Below are 21,618 nucleotides of genomic sequence, written 5' to 3' on the forward strand. Positions count from 1 at the left end.
CCCAATCAATTGGGTAAAAACTTGTCGTCTCCGCCTTTTAACGTCTTCGGAACGCTCCACCGCGTGCCAGAGCATAGAAAATCAAGAGAGCAATGATCGACCCGACGATCGCGGGTATGATATGAAATCCACCCACCACCGGCCCCCTCGGTCCCAACAGTTCATACCCTAACCATGATCCAACAAAGCCAGCAATGATATTTCCGAGTACGCCTCCCGGCACATCCCGTCCAATCAGATTTCCGCTTAACCAGCCAATTAGCCCACCGACAATAAGTATCCAGATTAAATACACGAATTGGTCTCCCTTCCATTGATTTATTACAAGTTATGTTTCGTTAGGGGGAATGTTGCGGATCATCTGCGAATCGACCACTAAACCATTTCCATTTTAATCCAAGGATAGTAAAATCGGTTGTACCACCACTAGTATGAATGCTGGTGCAGATGGGGAAGGAGATGGCCAGCATAGAAAGGAGGCGCTCAGGTGTTTATGTTTCGAAGTCCTTTTATTATAGCCTTGTTGATGACGTTTCTGATGTCAGGCTTGTCTGCTTGTTCTGAGTCAGAGCAATCGGAAGATAGGGGTGCTTCGACAAAGGCTGACTTCACGGAGCAGATACAGAGCCTTAATCTGAATCTGGAAGAACCGTCATGGAAGCTGGATACCACCCCCGTGAATCTAACGTGGTTCGTTGGAGCCGAATGGTACGGGCATACTTGGGGTGAGAGCCTGACTTCCAAATATGTCACCCAAAAAACAGGGGTCAATATCGAATTTGAAGTATCCACTGGTGAACCAAGCGAGATGTTATCACGGATGTTGACGACCGGTAGTCTGCCAGATTTGATAACCATCGGCTCCTGGGAGAGTGCGGTTAACAAACTACGGGAGAGTAATCTCATCTATGCCCTGGATGAGCTAGCCAACCAGTATGATCCTTACTTTTACAAGGTAACAGGTGATGGTGCTCTACAATGGTATCGGCAGGAAGACGGCCATACCTATGTCATCCCCAATGATGCGTACAGTCCCGAACAGATGCGTTCAACCGGCTTGACGGGAGCGAACCAAACCTTTCTCGTACGTAAAGATCTGTATGAGTCGATGGGCAAACCGGACCTTACCTCACCGAAAGGTTTTCTAAATGCATTGCAATTGCTGAAGAATCAATATTCTGTTTATAAAGGCCAGCTGATCAGTCCGTTTTGGGCACAGGGGAATGCATCCTATGGGATGACCGAATATTTGCAAAATCTGCTTGCGATCCCCCATGAACAGAACGGTAAAGTATACGACCGAATGACAGATCCCGATTATATTGAGTGGCTGAAAACATTTCGTATCGCTTACGAGCAGGGCCTGATTAATGTTGATTTTCTGGTCGACTCCAGTGCACAGGTTCAGGAAAAAACCAACCATGTCCAATATTTTATGATGATTCGGGAATGGACAGACATATCGGACCTCAATTCGAAATTGGAAGTCCTTACGAATCAGAGTTCATACTATATTGCTGTAGATGGGCCCCGGAGCAGCAGGGGAGAATCCGCCAAACTGTTTCCCGGCAGCATGGATGGCTGGATGGTTACGATGATTAGCAGATCCACGGAAAACCCTGAACGAGCCATCCGATTTTTGACCTATCTGGCCAGTGAAGAAGGCCAACGGGATTTATTTTTGGGCAAAGAAGGTGAAACCTGGGCGATGAAGAACGGCAAACCGCAGTTGACGGCGGCAATGGTCCAGTTGCATGACACGGATAGGGAGCGGCTGGAAAAGGAATATGGCATTATGGATACCTACTGGATGCTGCGAAACCCTGCTTTTGTTAACAAGTGGAGACCAGAGAATGCCCCATCCATTAAGCAAATGGAGGAGTTCGCCAACCAACAGGCCGATCTCGATAGCAGCATCTATAAGGGACTAGATCCAATAGGGGATTCCGATATCGCGTTAGCCTGGTCACGTATTTCTCAGAATTGGGAAGAAGTGCTGCCAGAACTGATTACAGCGAAGGATGAAGCTGCCTTTGACAAAATTTTTGAGAATTTTCTGATACGTCGTGTGAACTACGGCTTTAACCAGGTGATGGAATATCGCCAGGCTGAACTGGAACTGCGGAAAGCCAAGATAGCCAGATAACCATTCCCTACATTGTTAACTAACAGCTAACTGGTGATATATGGTATATGGTATAACAAAGGTGGTGAATACATCAGAATGAAATACCCGCTAACGAGATTGAGGAAGCTTTATCGCAATGCCCGTATATCCCAAAAGCTGTTTCTGGCATTTAGCCTGATGATTGCCATACCTGTTATTTTGATATCCTTTGTGTATATCCGCATGCAAGAAACCCAGCTATATAAGGATGCTATGGCAACGGGCAACAGCCACGTTTCATGGTTGAATGAACAATTGCGCAGAAGAATGGACATGATTGAGAACGCTTCCAATATAGCCCTCACTCAAAAGTCATTTGTGGATTTTATTCATTCCAATATGCTTGTAGATGGATTACGTCTGGTGAAGTTTAAGCAAAACCAGTTTGAGCAAATGCTTAATATCATTCAAAGCAATGCGATGATCAGTGAGCTTAGCTTTTACGTCGATAACCCAAACTTGTATGAAATCTGGCCTGAAATCTATCATTATAAGAAATTTTGGCCGCAGGATTATTGGGTAAAGCTTCGGGACGAAGGTGGTGCGGCTTACCGTTTATTTTCTTTTAGGGAGGGTGAACACACTTTATCCTACTATCGTCTGGTTCGTCTTCAAGGGCAGGAACAAAAACGCCCTAGTATTATGGAAGTGCGAGTCCCGCACAGCATGTTTTTCAGCGACCTGCTCCAGGAGAGCAAGGGAGACTTCTTTTCGGTGTTGATGAACGCAAGCGATCCTCCCGAGTATGTTTACAATCCCCAGCATGAGTTTTCTGAGAAATACGGGCAGGGGATGGAGGAGATCCTTGGCAGTATTCATCGCCAGCTGGATATATTGCCGCAGGAAAGCCCGCTTCAGGTTAAGGTGGGAGATCAGAGCTTCTATGCATTGTATCGATACATTGCTCCGTTGAACACTTATGTGGTTGATATTGCTTCCCATCAGGCATTGATGAAGGGGCCGCGTAGTTGGTATGCATTTGTGGTAACGATTACATTATGTGTATTGCTGCTGATTATGCTACTCGTATCCCAAACGACGCGGCGTATTTTCCGGCGGTTGGACAGCGTACTGGTATCCATGCGTCAGGTACGGAAAGGCGAGCTGGATGCAACGATTGATACAGGCCTTGATGAGAACGAAAGAGGGGATGAAATCGATGAGGTGGCGGTGAATTACAATAAAATGTTACAAGAGGTCAAACGTCTAATGACACAGGTCGTGGATAAACAGTTAATTGCCAAAAACGCACAATTGCACTCCTTGCATTCGCAGATTAATTCTCATTTTTTATATAACGCCCTGGAATCGATCCGTATGGTGGCAGAGGTACAGAGGCAGCCTGCTATAGCCAATTCATTGGTGTCGTTGGGCTCCCAACTACGTTACAGCATGCAGTGGCGTAGCGATACCGTTGCTTTTCGTGAGGAGCTTGCCAATATCCAAAGTTATATTGAATTTATCAACTTTATGGAAGGCGGCAGTATCGTTATGACGGCGGATCTTCCTCAGGAGATACTTCGCTACGCCATTCCCAAGATGTGTATGCAGCCCATCGTTGAAAATGCAGTTCATCACGGGGCACCTTCAGGCGGCAGGGTAACTATAGAGATTACCTTTTCTGTGGAGAATGACAGTCTGCTTTACATTAACATAAGAGATGACGGAAAGGGGTTAGAGCCTGAGATGTTACAACGTCTTCAGGCAGTACTGCGGAGCGAATCGGATACGCCGATGGTTACTAGCAGGAGCGGACTTGGTTTGGAAAACGTGAATAAGCGATTGCAGCTTCATTATGGCAAGAATTGCGGTCTTTGGATTGATAGTGTGCAAGGTGCATATACCTGCGTAACGATACGCTTGCCTTGGGAAAATGTAAATCTTGGAGGGTGGTAGAGCATGATTAATATCCTGATTGTGGACGATCAAAAACACATTCGTGACGGCCTGCAGGCCATGCTGCATCAATTTCCTCTGGAGCTGAACAACATATACTGTGCCGCAAGCGGGATTGAGGCGCTGTGCCTATTGAGGCAGTATTGCATTCACATCGTTATTACCGATATTATGATGCCCGATATGGATGGATTAGCACTCATGGCTCAAACCAAAGAGGAATACATGGATGTGGAATACCTCATTATCAGCGGTTATCGTGATTTTACATATGCCCAAAAAGCTATCGGGCTTGGGGCAAAGGGCTACTTGCTCAAACCTTTGAAGCGAGAGGATCTGCAAAATTCCCTGGAGCATGTATGGCAAGAGATCCAGACACGGCAGGCACTTACGCATAATATGCAGCGTGTATCCCGTCTCGCCCAAGAGACCGATCGTAAAGAATTAAGAATGTTTATGCAAGGTGCGTTAAGTGATGACGCATGGATTCTTCAGATTGAGGAACAAAATGATGCGTTATGGCGTAATTATCGCCTAGCCCTGCTGCGGGAAGAAGTTTGCATGAACCAGCCCGGAGCCAGCAGCGCCCATAGCATGGAAGCCATTGCTTATCGTGTGTTTGGCAAACAAGGTTGTATTTGCCTGCAACATCGCCCATACCTGATTCTAGCGGTGGATGCGTCCATAGATCCAAGTGTTTTGCCTGCAGCGCTCAAGGAAGGAAAGATCGATGCCATAACGGCCATGACGAACCCGATTCAGGGGTTAAAAGAACTACCCGACAGCTATAACCAAGTGCTTGAGCTCTATCGGCACAGTTACCTGTTTCCTGATCAGTCCAGTATCTTCCCAGCGCATATTGAGCATATGGAACAGCAGTGGCAACTTCCCTATGAAGACTTATATGAACTGTTCCAGTCGGTTGGAACAGATAACAGTGGAACAATAACGAAGGGTATTTCTGCAATATTTCACAAAAAGGTGCTGCAACGTTATCCCATTCGCTATACTCAACAGCTCTGCGCCGCCACTATTCAGATGATGGAGGAATACGAACGGGTTATCCGCCCTTATATGGGGGAAGAAAAGCTTGACCTTGAATCATTGCGTAACCTCTTTGATTATCCAGGGATGCGTGAGTATATACAAGCACTGCAACAGCAGCTGCTTCGGCTGAATCAGTTATATTATGACTATAAGTGCAGCTATCGCCATTCGCAGGATCTAAATGAAGCCATTCGTTTTATACACGAGAGTTACCACAAACCGCTGGACCTCGCGATGGTATCCAATCATGTATCGCTTAATTATGCTTATTTTTCAAATCTGTTTAAGAAGAATATTGGTAAAGGTTTTGCTGAATACCTACGAGATGTGCGTCTGGATAAAGCGCGGCGGCTTCTCGCCGAAACCGACCATAAAATTGTGGAGGTGGCTGCTATGGTTGGCTATGAAAGCTACAAAAGCTTTACACGCGCGTTCCGACTTGTGATGCAGATCCAACCCACAGAGTACCGACAGATGATGCGGCAGAAGGCAGAGCACAAAGCTCATTCCTATAACGCTATACCATGAAACAGCATAATCAAACGGACCATCTCCCTTGTTAAATATGCCAATTGAATCAAAAGCCAAAAAAATGGGATACCACAAAAACAATTGTACCTTTTCAGCAAATTAACCTATTCGATAGAATAAAGATATTCCCACTTGTAAGCGATTTCCTTAATGCGCATGGATTGGGAGAAGCTATTATTCTATTAAAGGAGGGCAATTATGAAACCATCTCACTTTACGGCAAAAAAGTTTATGCAAAAGGTACTCGGTATGTTTCTTGTGGTTGTGATGCTAGCTAGTATTGGCATACTGCCAGCTTCAAAGGTTCAGGCAGCGGGAACTACCGTAACCTCAATGGAGTACTTCTCACCAGCAGACGGGCCTGTTATTTCAAAATCAGGGGTTGGCAAGGCCAGCTACGGATTTGTTATGCCTAAGTTCAATGGAGGCTCCGCGACATGGAATGATGTTTACAGTGATGTAGGCGTTAATGTAAAAGTGGGCAACAACTGGGTTGATATCGACCAGGCAGGCGGTTATATCTATAACCAAAACTGGGGGCACTGGAGCGATGGCGGCTTCAATGGCTATTGGTTCACCCTCTCCGCAACAACCGAGATTCAACTGTACTCCAAAGCGAATGGTGTTAAGTTGGAGTATCAACTTGTATTCCAAAACATCAACAAAACAACCATCACAGCGATGAATCCGACACAAGGTCCACAAATCACAGCAAGTTTCACAGGCGGTGCAGGCTTTACATATCCAACGTTCAACAATAATCCTGCGGTCACTTATGAAGCTGTTGCGGATGATTTGAAGGTGTATGTCAAACCTGTAAACAGTAACACCTGGATTGATATTGACAATAACGCAGCCAGCGGCTGGATCTACGATCACAATTTTGGTCAATTCACGGATGGCGGCGGCGGGTACTGGTTTAACGTAACGGAGTCGATCAATGTCAAATTGGAATCAAAGACTTCTTCAGCTAATCTTGTTTATACCATTACGTTTAATGAACCTACAAGAAATTCATATGTCATTACGCCATACGAAGGAACAACCTTCACAGCAGATGCAAATGGGTCCATCGGGGTTCCGCTTCCGAAAATTGATGGAGGGGCGCCAATCGCCAAGGAACTGGGTAATTTTGTATACCAAATTAACATCAATGGACAATGGGTTGATTTGAGTAACTCCAGCCAGAGCAAATTTGCATACTCCGGTAATGGGTATAACAATATGTCCGATGCCAACCAGTGGGGTTACTGGGCCGATTATGTCTATGGTCTTTGGTTCCAGCCAATCCAAGAAAATATGCAGATCCGTATTGGATATCCGCTGAATGGACAGACGGGTGGAAATATTGGCAACAACTTCGTCAACTATACCTTCATCGGCAATCCAAATGCCCCGCGTCCGGATGTATCCGATCAAGAGGATATCTCAATCGGAACGCCAACCGACCCGGCAATCGCGGGCATGAACCTCATTTGGCAAGATGAATTTAACGGAACTACGCTGGATACAAGCAAATGGAACTATGAAACAGGATATTATCTCAACAACGATCCCGCTACTTGGGGATGGGGAAATGCAGAACTGCAGCACTACACAAACAGCACTCAAAATGTATATGTACAGGACGGAAAGCTGAATATCAAAGCCATGAACGATAGTAAATCTTTCCCGCAGGATCCAAATCGGTATGCACAGTATTCTTCAGGAAAGATTAACACCAAGGATAAACTGTCCTTGAAGTACGGCAGAGTAGATTTTCGTGCCAAGCTTCCTACAGGTGATGGTGTATGGCCAGCACTATGGATGCTTCCAAAAGATTCGGTATACGGCACTTGGGCTGCATCAGGAGAAATTGATGTTATGGAAGCGAGAGGCCGTCTGCCTGGATCAGTAAGTGGTACCATACACTTTGGTGGACAATGGCCAGGGAACCAGTATTCGGGCGGTGATTATCACTTCCCGGCGGGGCAAACTTTTGCCAATGATTATCATGTATACTCAGTAGTCTGGGAAGAGGACAACATTAAATGGTATGTAGACGGCAAGTTTTTCTATAAAGTCACTAACGAGCAGTGGTATTCCGCAGCTGCACCGAATAATCCGAATGCACCTTTCGATGAGCCGTTTTACCTTATTATGAACTTGGCAATCGGCGGAAACTTTGACGGTGGTCGTACTCCGAACGCCTCTGATATCCCTGCGACTATGCAAGTGGATTATGTACGAGTGTATAAAGAACAGTAATTTGCGATTTCGCGTAGAGCGAATGAAGAGCAGATGGAACAGATGCTGGGCAAACCGGAGAACCTGAGATCTCATACTCTAAAATTGGCTTACGACCGATTCCCGATATTTCTACCTGGGAATCGGTTGTTTAAATTTATACTTGATAATTTGGTTCATCGGAGCATAAATTCCGGACAGCGGAAGGCGTAACAGCGGTCAGTCCGGGTTCAACCATCCCTAGAAGGTTAAATTGAATTAAATCGCGTTATGGATCGGAAGATCGTTGCATGGAAAATGCTCTATTCGGTCTTTATAATGAGGGCAGACTTGGGCAGGAGAGACATAACCAGCTCCGCTCAGGGCACAGCATGCAACAATAAGGAGGCATATGATGCTAACTAGCGATACAGCCGTACAAGTGCAGCAACAGAATGTTAATCTTGTAAGCGTTACAAATAGGCACGTGAGCCTGGAGATCAATCTTGAAAATGGTGAAGTGTCCTGCATCGGCAAGCATTCTTCCCATGTGAAGGGCATTCGAAGTGCTTTTCGCTGGCGGGGCCGGGAATACAGCACGGATCATTATCAGAACCATGAGCTGAAGGAACAGGAAGATATTGTTCGAGAAGGATTTGGAAAAGGCATCCGCTTGGTTGTTCTGCATACAGCCTCGTTGCTGCCGCAACTGGAGCAGCATTTCTATATATATGAATCCTCACCGGTTGTACTGGTGCAGACCGCTATAGTCGGGGATGAAGAGCTTAAGGCGAACCGGATGGCTGTGATCCAATCCAAAACCATATCAATCGGTGGAGAATCCGGCCAGGATGAACCGAGCATTCTGCGCGTACCTTTTGATAACGACAAATGGGTCAGATATACGGTGGTCAAGCCGCCACTGGATGTGGAGAGTTACGAGGTGACTGCCTTGTTCGCGCCCGACAGCCGCATGGGAATTGTGATGGGTTCCCTTACGCATAAGGTTTGGAAAACAGGGATCCGTATGCAAAGCGAACAAAGTGGACATATCGAGGGACTTGATCTGTACGGCGGTGCCGTAAGTGAACTGACTCGTGATTCCCAGCCTCATGGTTATGTGAAGGGAACGAGAGTTGAATCCCCCCTGGTATTCATCGGATTCTATGAAGACTACCGTGAAGGTCTTGAAGCCTACGGTCAGGCGCATACCTGGATTGAGGCTCAGTTACCGTGGGAGGGCGGTGTCCCAGTTGGATGGAACAGCTGGTCCGCAGCCATGAGTGATCTGGACTATGATTTGTATACAGCGACCAGCGATTTTCTGAAAAATGAAGTACAACCGCTTGGATTCGAGAATGAGGAAACGTTATACATCAACTTTGATGCGTTCTGGGACAACTTTACGCCGGAAGAAATGAAGAATGCGCTGGACCGGGTGCAGCAAAACGGGCATAGAGCCGGAACGTACTGGACTCCATTTGCCTTCTGGGGAGGGCCCGATCAGTTCGGTCAGGCGGTCGAAGGAACGAACGGCAAATACACCTATGCAGATATTCTGCTGCGTGACAGTGAGGGCGAAATTCTGCCAGATGTAGACGGTGGTCTGGCGATAGACCCGACACATCCTGGCAACCTGCAAAGAATCGATTGGTTCACGAACAAATTCATCTCCGAAGGTTTCGAATATATCAAACTGGATTTCTTGGCGCATGGCTCGTTGGAAGGACAGCACCACAATTCGGGTATTACAACAGGGATAGCAGCTTATCACTATGGCATGTCTTATTTGCAGCATAAACTCTCGCCAGAAGTAATCGGACGACCATTTTTCATAAACTTGTCCATCGCTCCATTATTTCCATATGCTTTTGCCCACAGCCGCCGTATTTCCTGTGATGTCTTCGGTACACTTGCGGATACGGAATATCTGTTGAACTCGTTGACACACGGCTGGTGGATGAGCAATACGCTCTATCGCTACAATGATCCGGATCATTCGGTGTTATACAAGAGCTTCAACCAGGAAGCTACAGGCTGGCATGAAGGACGCAGCCGCCTGACTGCTTCAGTCATTGCCGGTACGGTGCTTTTACTCGGGGATGACTTCCGTAAAGAGGAAGCTGCCGAACGAGCAAAAGAATGGCTAGGTAACAAGGAGATTTTGAACGTTGCTCGTATGGGCAAAACCTTCCGTCCAGTTGAAAGCGATTTTGGGAAGCTGTCTTCTGACGTGTTTGTCCTGGAATCGCCGGAAGAAAAGAGTTTCTATCTCGCCGTCTTCAATTTTGATTCTGCACAGGCTGCGGAGAAATCCATCTCGCTGGAACGGGCCGGGCTAAACGCCAATGCCCTATACAATGTGCAAGATCTGTGGGAAGGCTCACAAGGGGAAACGTCTGGAGAGCTTATTGTCTCGCTGGAACCGGCGGAATCCAAAATCTTTAGATTGACCGTGAAGGAAAACGGATCGGAGTCAAATAATTAAGCGGAACCATGATCGATTTTAAAATAAAAACAAAGTCAAACGCGCGCTTTTGTATCTCACAGATCGCGCGTTTATTTGTTTGGGGACTGGAGGACATGATATGAACGATTTTACTTTATGGTATTCAACTACTGCTACGGATTGGTCTCAAGGCCTGCCGCTGGGCAATGGTAGAATAGGAGCAGTGGTTATGGCGTCTTCGCATCGTGAGGTGTGGAGTATGAGCGAGGTTACCTACTGGTCAGGACAGATTGACCCGGAGTATCCTCCGGCGGGAGGCAAGGCTGCTTTGGAAGAGATGCGCAGCTATTTTTTCTCGGGTGATTATGATGAAGGGGATCGTCTTGCCAAACAGCATCTGCAGCCAAAGAAGCGTAATTTCGGCACCCATCTTGGATTATGTGAAGTTGTTATTGATTTTGAGAAGAGGAATCCGGGTTCTGATGAAGCTGGAAGCTTCCAACGTGAGCTGGATCTGACTCATGCACTGGCTGGGGCGTTCTGGAAAGATGACGACACCACGATTCGACGTGAAGTTTTCGCTTCTCACGCCGATGATATACTGGCCTCCCGAATTTGGAGCGAAGCTCCTGGTGGCGTATCCTTTACGCTAGGTTTGGAAGGGGGAACGGAATCATTCAAGGTTGCAGCCTTAGATGACAACACGCTTGAATTCCAAGGACAGGCAACGGAAAATGTACATAGTGATGGAACTTGCGGCGTATGGGCCAAGGGCCTGTTGAAGTTGATTGTATCCGGGGGGACAATCGCTAGGAAAGATGGAAACCGATTGACCGTGACCGGAGCGGATGAGGCTTGGATTTATTTTAGTGTAAGCACGGATTATCGTCGTACCGATTCGGATTGGAAAACAGAGAGCAATTATACGCTAGTGAAAGCTTTAAATAAAGGTTATACCTCACTGAGAGAGGATCATATCCGCGATTACTGTGAGCAATTTGACAAGATAGATATTCAGCTCGGGGTCACGGGGAAATCCGGCCTCACTACAGATCAGCGTATTCGTTTGTTGGAACAGAGTGGTGGAGATGAAGATCCGCAGCTGTTCGCCTTGTTTTTCCAATATGGACGGTATCTGACCATCGCGGGGTCTCGCGAGAACTCTCCATTGCCACTCCATCTCCAGGGAATCTGGAATGATGGTGAAGCGTGCCGAATGGGCTGGAGCTGTGACTATCACCTTGATGTGAATACTCAGATGAATTATTTCCCTACAGAGATTACAAACCTGGGGAAGAGTCATCTTCCGTTGTTTCGGTATGTTGAGGATCTGGCACAGGCGGGCAGGGAAACGGCTCGTCATGTGTATGGATGCGACGGATGGGTCGCTCATGTCTTCTCCAATGTATGGGGCTTTACGCTGCCTGGATGGGAAACCTCGTGGGGGCTGAACGTTACAGGCGGATTATGGCTGGCTGCACACCTGATTGAGCATTATGAGTACAGTCAGGATCGTGTTTTCCTTGAGAATGTGGCTTATCCTGTACTTAAAGAATCCGCGGCCTTCTATCTGGATTACATGTGTGAGCATCCTCGGAACGGTTGGCTGGTGACGGGTCCTTCCAATTCGCCGGAGAATCATTTTTATCCCGATAATTCGAGAGAGGGGGTACAGCAGCTGTCTATGGGAACAACAATGGACCAGATGCTGGTGCGCAGGCTCTTTGAATTTTGTCTTAATTCAGTTGAACTTTTGAACAAAGACAAAGAACTCGGACGCAAGCTGGAAGAAGCAATTGGCAAGCTTCCACCTCTACAGATCGGCAAGAAAGGGCAGTTACAAGAGTGGCTTGAGGATTATGAGGAGGCGCAGCCGGAGCATCGGCATTTGTCTCATATGTATGCGCTATATCCAGACAATCAGATTACACCTGACCATACACCGGAACTCAGTGCGGCAGTACGGATAACGTTGGAGAACCGCATGGTCCAGGAAGAGTTGGAGGATGTTGAATTTACAGCTGCTTTGTTGGGACTGGGTTTTGCGAGATTGCATGATGGGGAGACGGCTTATAAACACCTCTCACATTTGATTGGCGGCCTGTGCTTCGATAATCTGTTCACCTATTCCAAATCCGGAATTGCTGGAGCAGAGAGTAATATTTTTGTCGTTGATGGAAATTTCGGCGGTACAGCTGTCGTAGCGGAGATGCTGCTGCAAAGTTATGCGGGCGAGATTCACCTTCTCCCAGCGCTGCCACAGGCATGGAGCACAGGCTCGATAACCGGGCTGAGAGCAAAAGGGAATGCCGAGGTTGATATCGTTTGGGAGAACGGACAGTTAATTTCTACGAACATTCATACTTTCTCTGCAGGAACGTTCACCATTTGTTGGGGCAAACATAGAACGATCCTTCATGCCGAAGCAGGCGAAAGTTACTATTTCAATAGCGAGCTACAGTTGGTAAAATAACGATCTATACTTGAAAATAACTTTCATTTATATGGACCATGGTCCCACGGAGGGAAAAACATATAATAGAGACAGAAAGATACAAAGGGAGGGGACGTTGATGTACAGTATTTTTTTGGTAGACGATGAAGAACTGGGACTTGAGATGATGAGGGATTATATCCGTTGGGAAGAGATGGGTATCTATATCATGGGAACGGCGAGTAACGGCAGGGAGGCCATGGAGAAAATTGAGGCCACCCAGCCTGATATCGTTCTTACCGATGTTCAGATGCCGATCATGAACGGTATTGATCTGGCGAGAAAGATACATGAGAGCTACGACTCGATCCAGGTGATGTTTTTGACCGGACACGATGAATTTCAATATGTAAAATCGGCTATCAACGTAGGCGCCGTGGGATATATGCTAAAACCTCTGGATTTAAACGAAATTGAAAGCGTTGTCAATAAAGTTAAACAGCGCTGTGACGAAGTTGGAATTAAGAACCGTTCCATGGAGGCGGCCAAAGCCAATATCCTGAAGGAGTTATCTTACGAAAAAAATGAGGATCGTGCTATGGATCTCGCTTTTAGTTTCAGCCGTCTAACCCGGCAACCTGAGACCACCCGATATGCAATGGCCTTGTTTAGTATCGATCCCAAGGAGGCCGAAGGAGAACAGCAAAGTCTGGAGGAATGTACAGGTCGTCTGGTGTCTTTTCTCGATCATTTCTTCAAGGCGAAGAACCTGAAAGCGATCTTTGTGGATTACAAGGAAGGAGAGACCGGTGTATTTATGGAAGCGGCCCAGCAGCCGGGACATTATGCGTGGGAGGACTTGGCTGAGGCTATCCGTAGTGCCCTGGATTTTACGGTGACGGCTGCTGTAGGCGGACAAGAGACCGCGTTATCCCATATTCACTGTCTGTACGAAGAGACACGAACCATCTTGAATGAGCGTTTCTATGAAGGTTCAGGCACAATTATTCATGCTGGGACCGTTTCGAATCAGTTTTATACAGAGCATATGCCCCCTTTTGACCAAAAGGAATGGTTCGATTCCATTAACCGACTGGATTTTGAATGGGCGGCACAGAAGCTGCACGGGTATATTGAGGGATTGGCAACACTGAGAGTCAAGAAAAAAATCATCTGCGACTGGTCGATAGATCTCGTGAATGAACTGCTGGAGCAGCTTCACAAACCTGTTCCGAAGCGGGCTGAGCTGTATCATTCCATCTATAATGCGCTGACTCTGCATGAGATCGAGGATCTGATTCTCGGTACTGCGGAAGATGCGGTGAGCATGCTGGGCGAGCGGTTTATGGACAAAAATGCAAAATTGATTCACAAGGTCCGTACCCTCATCGACCAGAATTACAATCAGCCGATTACCATCAACAGCCTGTCTGATCAGGTCTATTTGTCACCGAACTATTTGAGATCCATTTTTAAGGACAAAACAGGGATGACAATTCACGATTATCTGACACGCATCAGATTGGATAAAGCCAGGGAACTACTGGCAGACGGCTCGCTCAAGATTCACGATATCGCGCAGACCGTGGGCTATGAGAGTACATCCTATTTTATTTCTCTATTCCTGAAGACACAGGGCGTAACACCCAACGAATACAGGAAAAGTATGTGACGATAGAGACTGTCTGGTAATGATGATATTGATGCTCTGTTTTCCTTGAACATGATTTGAATAGGCTCCCTCTTACTAACCTGTGATATGGCAAATGAAAGAGGCTTTCCTGTATGAATAGTAACATTGTGGTATGGAACATCCCCCTCCTCCTTTTTACAATTAACCATATAGGAAAGAAAGGAGGAGAGAGGGGATTTAACAGCTCTTTATGAAAGCGATTACAGGCAATGGCTGTGAACCACTGCAGGAATAGGCATAGGGAGATCTAACTCAATCATTAGAAAATGGAGGCATGTTATGTTGGGACGGATGATGAAAAAAGGATTTGTGTTCTTTATCATTTTTTGCTTGGTAGTTGGCGGAGGCCAGTTCGCCCGAACAGCTCACGCCGATGATATGAATACCTATGAAGCCGAGGCCGCGGGGAATATTTTGCTTGGCAACGCGCAAATCTCTGATAGCCCGGCAGCTTCAGGCGGCAAAAAGGTCGGAGGCATGTACCAAGGCAGTTCCTTGCAATTTAACAATGTCACTGTAAGTGAAACAGGATATTATAAAATTTCCGTTTACTACATTTCAGGTGATTCGCGGCCATTCAATATTAGTGCGAACGGCGGGGAGAAACAATTTGAAGAACCGTCCAAGACAGTCGACTGGGATACGGTGGGAACCTATGATGTGACCCTTCCGTTGAACGCTGGAACCAACACAATCCTGATTGATGACAACAACTGGTATTCTCCCGACATCGACAAGATCGTGATCCGCGGTTTGGACAGTAGTCCTCCAGAGGAAGGAGGCGGAGACGACTGGAAGAAAGATTTGCATGGTGCAATTATTGAGGCAGAAGCGGCCGACAATATTTTGAAAGGCAATGCCAAGGTGGTGGACAGCAGCATTAGTTCGGGTGGGAAGAAAGTAACCGATCTGAACAAAAACAGTTCACTGCAATTTACGAATATCAACGTACCAGCAGATGGTACATATTTGATCCGAATATCTTATATTTCTGGTGATCAGCGACCTGTATATATGCAGGTGAACAATGACACGGACGAGATGATTGATCTGCCCAAAACGGCAAGCTGGGACACGATTGGCACGTATGATGTGGAGGTATCTCTTCATAAGGGTGTCAATACCATCACGTTCTCGGATCATGACTGGTACTCCCCTGATTTGGACCGAATTGAAGTGATTCCGTATACAATTAGTTATGAAGCCGAAGATTCGGACAATACGCTGACTGGTGAAGCGCGTGTAACGGACAGCCCCTCAGCATCAGGTGGCAAAAAGGTCGGATATCTGAATGGCGGGAGCTCCTTAACATTCAATAAGATTATAGCCCCGATGACAGGTAATTACCGTGTTACGGTTGCCTATTTTTCCGGTGATCCGCGCAGTTTCTATGTCCGCGCAAATAACGGGGAAGAGCAGTTTCACGACCTGCCCAAAACACCGGATTGGGATACGGTAGGTACGTATGATCTTACACTCCCATTAACTGAAGGCGAGAATACGATTACCTTTTCAGACAACAATGGCTATTCTCCCGATCTGGACCGGATTATCGTAGAGCCTGCGATAGAGACAGAACACGAAAATCCAGGTGAAGGAGATGACGATCTGGGAACACCGGGTGACTCGCAACGATACGGGGAAATTACGGTGACTGATTACACTCATGGTCTTTTGGTATCGAACGGACAATACGAAGTGTCTTATAATACCCAGACTGGATTCGTCGGCTATAGCTGGGCAGAAGGACAGAAGATGCGGGGGATTTTCAGCAGCATTAAACTTGGTGAGAGTCTTGTGGAAACCAAAGGTTATGAGAGTCATGCGAGCGGTGGAGCACCGCTGGAGATTCAGGATGGATTCGGCAAAGGCATTGAGTTGAGCTTTGTTCATACGTCAACTGGCAAACCAACCATGAAGCAGGTCTATCGGTTTTATGATGATAAATCGTATTTCCTCAACCGTCTGGACGCCATCAGTGATACAGAGATCCAGAGTAATTACATGTCACCAATTACGGTTAAAAATACGGGCGGTGTGGATATCGGCGTCAGCTCGGATAATCGTGTACTGACAGTGCCATTTGACAATGACGCTTGGATTCGCTATAAATCTCAAACGATGAACCGGGCGGATACCAGCTATGAGATGACAACGGTATTCAATAACTCGACACGTAACGGTCTGGTGATCGGTTCAGTAACCCATGACACCTGGAAGACCGGTATTGACTGGAAAGGCTCAGCTAATCGTCTGAATGAATTTGCTGTGTATGGTGGTGCAGCGAGTGACGTTACTCGCGATACTCAGCCACATGGCAGCCTGACTGGTACTGAACTGTCCTCACCACTGATTATGGTAGGTGGTTTCAGTGACTACCGTATAGGACTTGAAGAATACGGTAAAGTCAATGCGATTATTACTCCTCCGCTGGCGTTGAATCCGGAGCTGCCACAAGGTGTTCCAGTAGGTTGGAATAGCTGGGGAGCTTATGATAGCGGGCTTTCGTATCAGAACGTAGTGGATGTGTCCAATTATTTCAAGAACAATCTTAAGAAGTTCAACAATAACGGCAATGTATTCATTAATATGGATTCCTACTGGGACAATCTAAGTGATGCTGAGCTTGCCCAAGCCGTATCTGTCATTAAGGACAATGGTCAGCATGCAGGCATCTATTGGGGACCATTTGTGTATTGGGGCAACGATATGAGCCAAAAAGTAGATGGTACCAACGGACAATATACGTATGGTGATATTGTGCTCAAGGATGCTGAGGGTAAACCTCTGCCGACACTGGATGGAGCATATGCACTGGATGTGACTCATCCGGGGAGCAAAATGCGCATGAATTATTTTCTGGATAAGTTTAAATCACTTGGATTCACATTCATCAAACTGGATTTCCTAACCCACGGCTCACTGGAAGGTCAGCATTATGATACAACCGTGACGACAGGAATCCAGGCTTACAATGAAGGGATGCGTTATGTCGAAGAGCGATTGGATGGAAAAATGTTTATTAGTGCGTCCATTGCACCGATCTTTCCGAGCCAATATGCGCACAGCAGACGGATCTCCTGCGACACCTATGGCAAAATCAATGAAACGGAGTATATGCTCAATTCACTGACCTATGGCTTCTGGCAAAATGGAACGATCTATTCTTATACAGACCCAGATCATTTGGTATTAAGCCGTGCTTCAAGCTTGGAGGAAGCCCGCAGCCGGGTGAATTCCGGTGTAATTGCCGGCACGGTGATGATGGATTCCGATGATGTGAACGATCCCAAGGCACAGGAATACATGACAGCATTGTACAATAACACGGATGTTCTTCAGGTGGCGCTGAAAGGCAAAGTATTCAAGCCGCTTGAAGGAAATACGAATGCAAATGCCGCAGATACGTTTGTTCTGAAAGACGGCAATGATTATTACCTCGCCGTATTTAATTACAGCGCCAATAGTTCAGCGAACAAAACGATTAATCTGGGTCGTGCCGGATTGAATGAATCCAAAACCTACACGTTAAAAGACTTGTGGACAGGTGAATCTTCGTCAGCCACGGGTGCATGGTCCATCTCGCTGGGACCGGCTGAATCGAAATTGGTTAAAGTGACCGAAAAACCAGTCAATCCAGAAAATCCAGGCAACCCAAGTAATCCAAGCAATCCAGGTAATCCTGGCAACAATGGCAACAATGGTAATAACAGTAATACTAGCGGGAGTGGGAACTCGGGCAACAGCGCGACTCCGCAGAACGATACAGCAACACGGGTCATCACAGCCGATATGCTGAAGGTGGACAGTGGGGCAGGGAAAGTCGTTATAGACATCGAGGCTGGTACTCAGGAGCTGCAACTGTCATCAGCTGTCTTACGCCAACTCGGCAACCATACACTGGAAGTAAAATCAGTAAAGCTAACCCTACAAATACCTGCAAGTTTGTTCCAACAGCTGTTGAGCAAGCTACCAGCTGGGCAACGGGAAGATAGTACGATTTCCTTGAAAATGCTTGCCCTTGGAAGCAAGGCCCAGGAGGTCATTGCTGCAGTGAAATCTTCCTCCCGGTCAACGGTTTCCCTTAAGGGAGAAATCGTTGAATTCAGCCTTTCGGCAACAACCAAATCAGGTACAACCGAAATACTTTCTTCGTTCAATCACCCGGTTACGCTGAGCCTGGCAGCGGCTGAAGGCTTCAACGTTAAGCAGGGAGGAATATATTATATTAACGAAAATGGGACATTGGAATTTCTCAAATCAGATAACGTGAATGGCGTATTAACGACTAAAGTGAGCCACTTCAGCAAGTATGCCGTTCTGGAACTGGATCGGACGTTTACCGATGTTCCCGCCAATCATTGGGCCAGCACTGTAATCAAGGAGTTGGTAGCAAAGGGCTATGTTGAAGGCACACATGTAGATCAATTTGAGCCAGGACGCGCTGTCACCCGCGCTGAATTCACCACTATGCTCGTTCATTCCCTGGGACTGACTGTAGCAGGGGAAGTACACTTTACAGATGTAGCGACAGATGCCTGGTACGCGGAACCCATCTCGATTGCGATCCAAGCTGGTATTGTAAACGGCCGAAGCGCAGCCCGTTTCCAACCGGACGCACAGATTACTCGTGAAGAAATTACGGTGATGCTGATGAAAGCTTATGAGCGGAATGTTGGGAAAGTACCGCCTGTTGGTTCTACAGATATCTTGTTTACCGATATGGATCAGGTTTCTTCATGGGCAACGGCTTCGGTGAAGGATGCAGCCCGATTGGGACTGGTCCAAGGCCAAAGACAGGGACAGTTTGTGCCTAAAGGGATTGCTTCCCGGGCAGAAGCGGCTCAGGTCATTTATAACCTGATTTTGAAGTAAGCTTTAAGGCTGCGAATTATATCGCAGCCTTATTTTCATAACTTTGAGATGACAGATGATTTCCCCTATGGATTGTAAGATTGCGATATGGCTAATCCGCCTGCTGCTTCCTACAATAATATGTATGTTCACAACACACAGCATATAGGTACCATAACCGGAACCTGAAAGGGGTAAACATGACGATTCAATATCATGAACAATTGCGTATATTTGCAATACAGACACAACATTCATCCTATATTTTCGGAATTAATGAGAGAGAGCACCTTCAGCATCTGTATTGGGGAGATCCAGTGAGTATCGAGGACAGTGTCCCTTTGCTCCATCTACAATCCCACAGCTCTTTTGACGCGGAAGTGGAAGGAGAGGTGGAGGAGTACAGCTTCTGGGGAGGCGCATCTTATACAGAGCCATCTCTGAAACTGCGCATGTCTGATGGTGTCCGCGATCTTCAGGTTAGATATGACTGTCACGAGATCATTGAACAGGATGGCAGACAGACGCTGATTATTACGTTGAAGGATCAGGTGTATGCACTTGAAACACAGCTGGTATATCGGGTCATCCCGGAATTCGACCTGGTGGAGCGGTACGCTAATATCGTAAATAAGGGACAGGAGGATATCGTGCTGGAAAGCATGCAATCCGCAGCCTGGACCTTGTCATATCTCCAGGATTACCGCCTGACGCATGTTACGGGGAAATGGTCAGGTGAATTCCAACTGCGCAATACCATTTTGACAGAGGGAAAAAAGGTACTTGAATCGCGGAGAGGTTTCACGGACGGTCATGCCAACCCATGGTTTGCGATTGATGATGGTCTTTCCACAGAAAGCGGCGGTGGGGTATGGTTTGGTGCTCTTGCCTGGAGCGGTAACTGGAAGATTGTTGCAGAGAAGACGCCATTCACACATGTGAGGGTGACAGGTGGCATCCATGATTTTGACAATGAATGGTTGCTGGGTGTGGGAGAAACGTTTGAGACGCCTGTCTTTGTCGGCGGATTCAGCTCTGAGGGCTTTGGCGGCATGAGCCATCGCTTGCATCAGTACCAATACAATTACATACTGCCGCGCAGTGAAATCGGTAAAGTGCTGTACAACTCCTGGGAAGCTACTTATTTCGATGTTAACGCCCAGGACCAAATGGCACTTGCCGAAAGGGCAGCCAAAATGGGTGTGGAACTATTCGTTGTGGATGACGGCTGGTTTGGGCAGCGGCATTCCGACCGTGCGGGGTTGGGCGACTGGAACGTGAACAAAGAGAAGTTCCCGAACGGACTTGTTGAGCTTATTGACCGGGTTCACGGACTTGGGATGGAATTCGGCATATGGGTGGAGCCGGAGTCGGTTAACCCGGATAGTGATCTCTATAGAGCACATCCGGACTGGGTATATCATTTTGAGACCCGGGGACGGACGGAGCTTCGCAATCAGCTGCTGCTGAACATTTCCAAGCCGGAGGTCAAGCAATACATTATCGATTTTATGACCGAACTGCTTGGTAATCATGAGATTAAGTTCATTAAATGGGACATGAACCGGACGATCACGGAGCCGGGCATGAAGGGTCACCCCAATAACCGCCAGAAAGAAGTATGGGTAAGGCATGTCCAGAGTCTCTATGATATCTGGGCACGGCTCCGAGCAAAGTTCCCGGATGTAGAGTTTGAGACATGCGCAGGAGGCGGCTCAAGGATTGATCTGGGCATCTTCCGTTATGCCGATCAGTCCTGGCCGAGTGATAACACGGATGCGTTCGACCGCCTGAGCATTCAGGAAGGTTTCTCGTATACGTACGCACCACGTATGATGACCTGTTGGGTAACCGAGTCACCTACAGGAATGAACGGTCGCAACGTCTCGCTGAAGTATCGTTTCCACAGTGCAATGATGGGCACGCTTGGTGTCGGCTCCAATCTGAACGAGTGGAGTGATGAATGGATTGAACAGTCCGGGGAATTCATCGGTCAGTACAAATCCATTCGCCACCTGGTGCAATTCGGCAGACAATTCCGCCTGACTTCGCTTCGCCATAAGGGGGTTACTGCTGTCCAGTACAGTGATGCCGCCGCAAGTGACCATGTGCTGTTCGCTTTTCTTCACTCGCAGAAGCTGGGTGAACCGTTGCCTAGACTCCGTTTGGCAGGCCTTCAAGCTGACAAGACCTATCTCATTGAAGAACTGGGATTAACGGTCAGTGGCCGTGCGCTGATGAACATCGGGGTGGAGCTGCCTCTGCGCGGCGATTTCGACAGCCTGGTGTATCGTATTCGTGAGCGGGTATAATAGGATGTTGTAGAACGGTTTAAAAGGAGT

General features: G+C 47.1%; 10 protein-coding genes. 9 read left to right on the plus strand and 1 reads right to left on the minus strand.

The window, feature by feature from the left end; all coding sequences use genetic code 11:
* Window positions 1-37 precede the first annotated feature (37 nt).
* Window positions 38-295: a GlsB/YeaQ/YmgE family stress response membrane protein gene (locus tag NZ043_RS25840; RefSeq protein WP_074095306.1), complete on the minus strand. Its 258-nt coding sequence runs from the start codon at window positions 293-295 to the stop codon at window positions 38-40.
* Between the two features lie 198 nt (window positions 296-493).
* Between NZ043_RS25840 and NZ043_RS25845 the strand changes: the two genes are divergently transcribed.
* The 9 genes from NZ043_RS25845 (at window position 494) to NZ043_RS25885 (ending at window position 21,588) form a co-directional block, all read left to right on the plus strand.
* The gene (locus tag NZ043_RS25845; protein WP_339312873.1) at window positions 494-2,146 is read left to right on the plus strand and encodes an extracellular solute-binding protein; all 1,653 of its coding nucleotides are present in this window, start codon (window positions 494-496) and stop codon (window positions 2,144-2,146) included.
* 78 nt (window positions 2,147-2,224) lie between these two features.
* Window positions 2,225-4,063 (plus strand): histidine kinase, encoded by a 1,839-nt coding sequence (locus NZ043_RS25850; protein ID WP_339309601.1) that lies wholly within the window; start codon window positions 2,225-2,227, stop codon window positions 4,061-4,063.
* A 3-nt stretch (window positions 4,064-4,066) separates the two neighbouring features.
* Complete coding sequence (locus NZ043_RS25855; protein WP_339309602.1) at window positions 4,067-5,638, plus strand: response regulator; 1,572 nt, start codon at window positions 4,067-4,069, stop codon at window positions 5,636-5,638.
* Window positions 5,639-5,839: 201 nt separating this feature from the next.
* Entirely contained in the window at window positions 5,840-7,888 is a 2,049-nt protein-coding gene (locus NZ043_RS25860; protein ID WP_339309603.1) for a glycoside hydrolase family 16 protein, read from the plus strand.
* Window positions 7,889-8,258: 370 nt separating this feature from the next.
* Window positions 8,259-10,334, plus strand: a complete 2,076-nt coding sequence (locus NZ043_RS25865; RefSeq protein WP_339309604.1) for an alpha-galactosidase — start codon at window positions 8,259-8,261, stop codon at window positions 10,332-10,334.
* A gap of 100 nt (window positions 10,335-10,434) precedes the next feature.
* Complete coding sequence (locus tag NZ043_RS25870) at window positions 10,435-12,768, plus strand: glycoside hydrolase family 95 protein (RefSeq protein ID WP_339309605.1); 2,334 nt, start codon at window positions 10,435-10,437, stop codon at window positions 12,766-12,768.
* Window positions 12,769-12,868: 100 nt separating this feature from the next.
* A complete protein-coding gene (locus tag NZ043_RS25875) occupies window positions 12,869-14,401 on the plus strand; it encodes a response regulator (protein WP_339309606.1) in 1,533 nt (510 codons plus the stop codon).
* A gap of 300 nt (window positions 14,402-14,701) precedes the next feature.
* Window positions 14,702-19,297, plus strand: a complete 4,596-nt coding sequence (locus NZ043_RS25880; RefSeq protein WP_339309607.1) for an S-layer homology domain-containing protein — start codon at window positions 14,702-14,704, stop codon at window positions 19,295-19,297.
* 179 nt (window positions 19,298-19,476) lie between these two features.
* Window positions 19,477-21,588 (plus strand): alpha-galactosidase, encoded by a 2,112-nt coding sequence (locus NZ043_RS25885; RefSeq protein WP_339309608.1) that lies wholly within the window; start codon window positions 19,477-19,479, stop codon window positions 21,586-21,588.
* The last annotated feature ends 30 nt before the right edge of the window (window positions 21,589-21,618 follow it).

The sequence above is a fragment of the Paenibacillus sp. FSL k6-2145 genome, from assembly GCF_037976585.1.
Classification (GTDB): domain Bacteria; phylum Bacillota; class Bacilli; order Paenibacillales; family Paenibacillaceae; genus Paenibacillus.

Coding starts and splice junctions, on each gene's coding strand:
- NZ043_RS25845 (WP_339312873.1), top strand. CDS start 494: ATGTTTCGAAGTCCTTTTATTATAGCCTTGTTGATGACGTTTCTGATG.
- NZ043_RS25850 (WP_339309601.1), top strand. CDS start 2,225: ATGAAATACCCGCTAACGAGATTGAGGAAGCTTTATCGCAATGCCCGT.
- NZ043_RS25855 (WP_339309602.1), top strand. CDS start 4,067: ATGATTAATATCCTGATTGTGGACGATCAAAAACACATTCGTGACGGC.
- NZ043_RS25860 (WP_339309603.1), top strand. CDS start 5,840: ATGAAACCATCTCACTTTACGGCAAAAAAGTTTATGCAAAAGGTACTC.
- NZ043_RS25865 (WP_339309604.1), top strand. CDS start 8,259: ATGATGCTAACTAGCGATACAGCCGTACAAGTGCAGCAACAGAATGTT.
- NZ043_RS25870 (WP_339309605.1), top strand. CDS start 10,435: ATGAACGATTTTACTTTATGGTATTCAACTACTGCTACGGATTGGTCT.
- NZ043_RS25875 (WP_339309606.1), top strand. CDS start 12,869: ATGTACAGTATTTTTTTGGTAGACGATGAAGAACTGGGACTTGAGATG.
- NZ043_RS25880 (WP_339309607.1), top strand. CDS start 14,702: ATGTTGGGACGGATGATGAAAAAAGGATTTGTGTTCTTTATCATTTTT.
- NZ043_RS25885 (WP_339309608.1), top strand. CDS start 19,477: ATGACGATTCAATATCATGAACAATTGCGTATATTTGCAATACAGACA.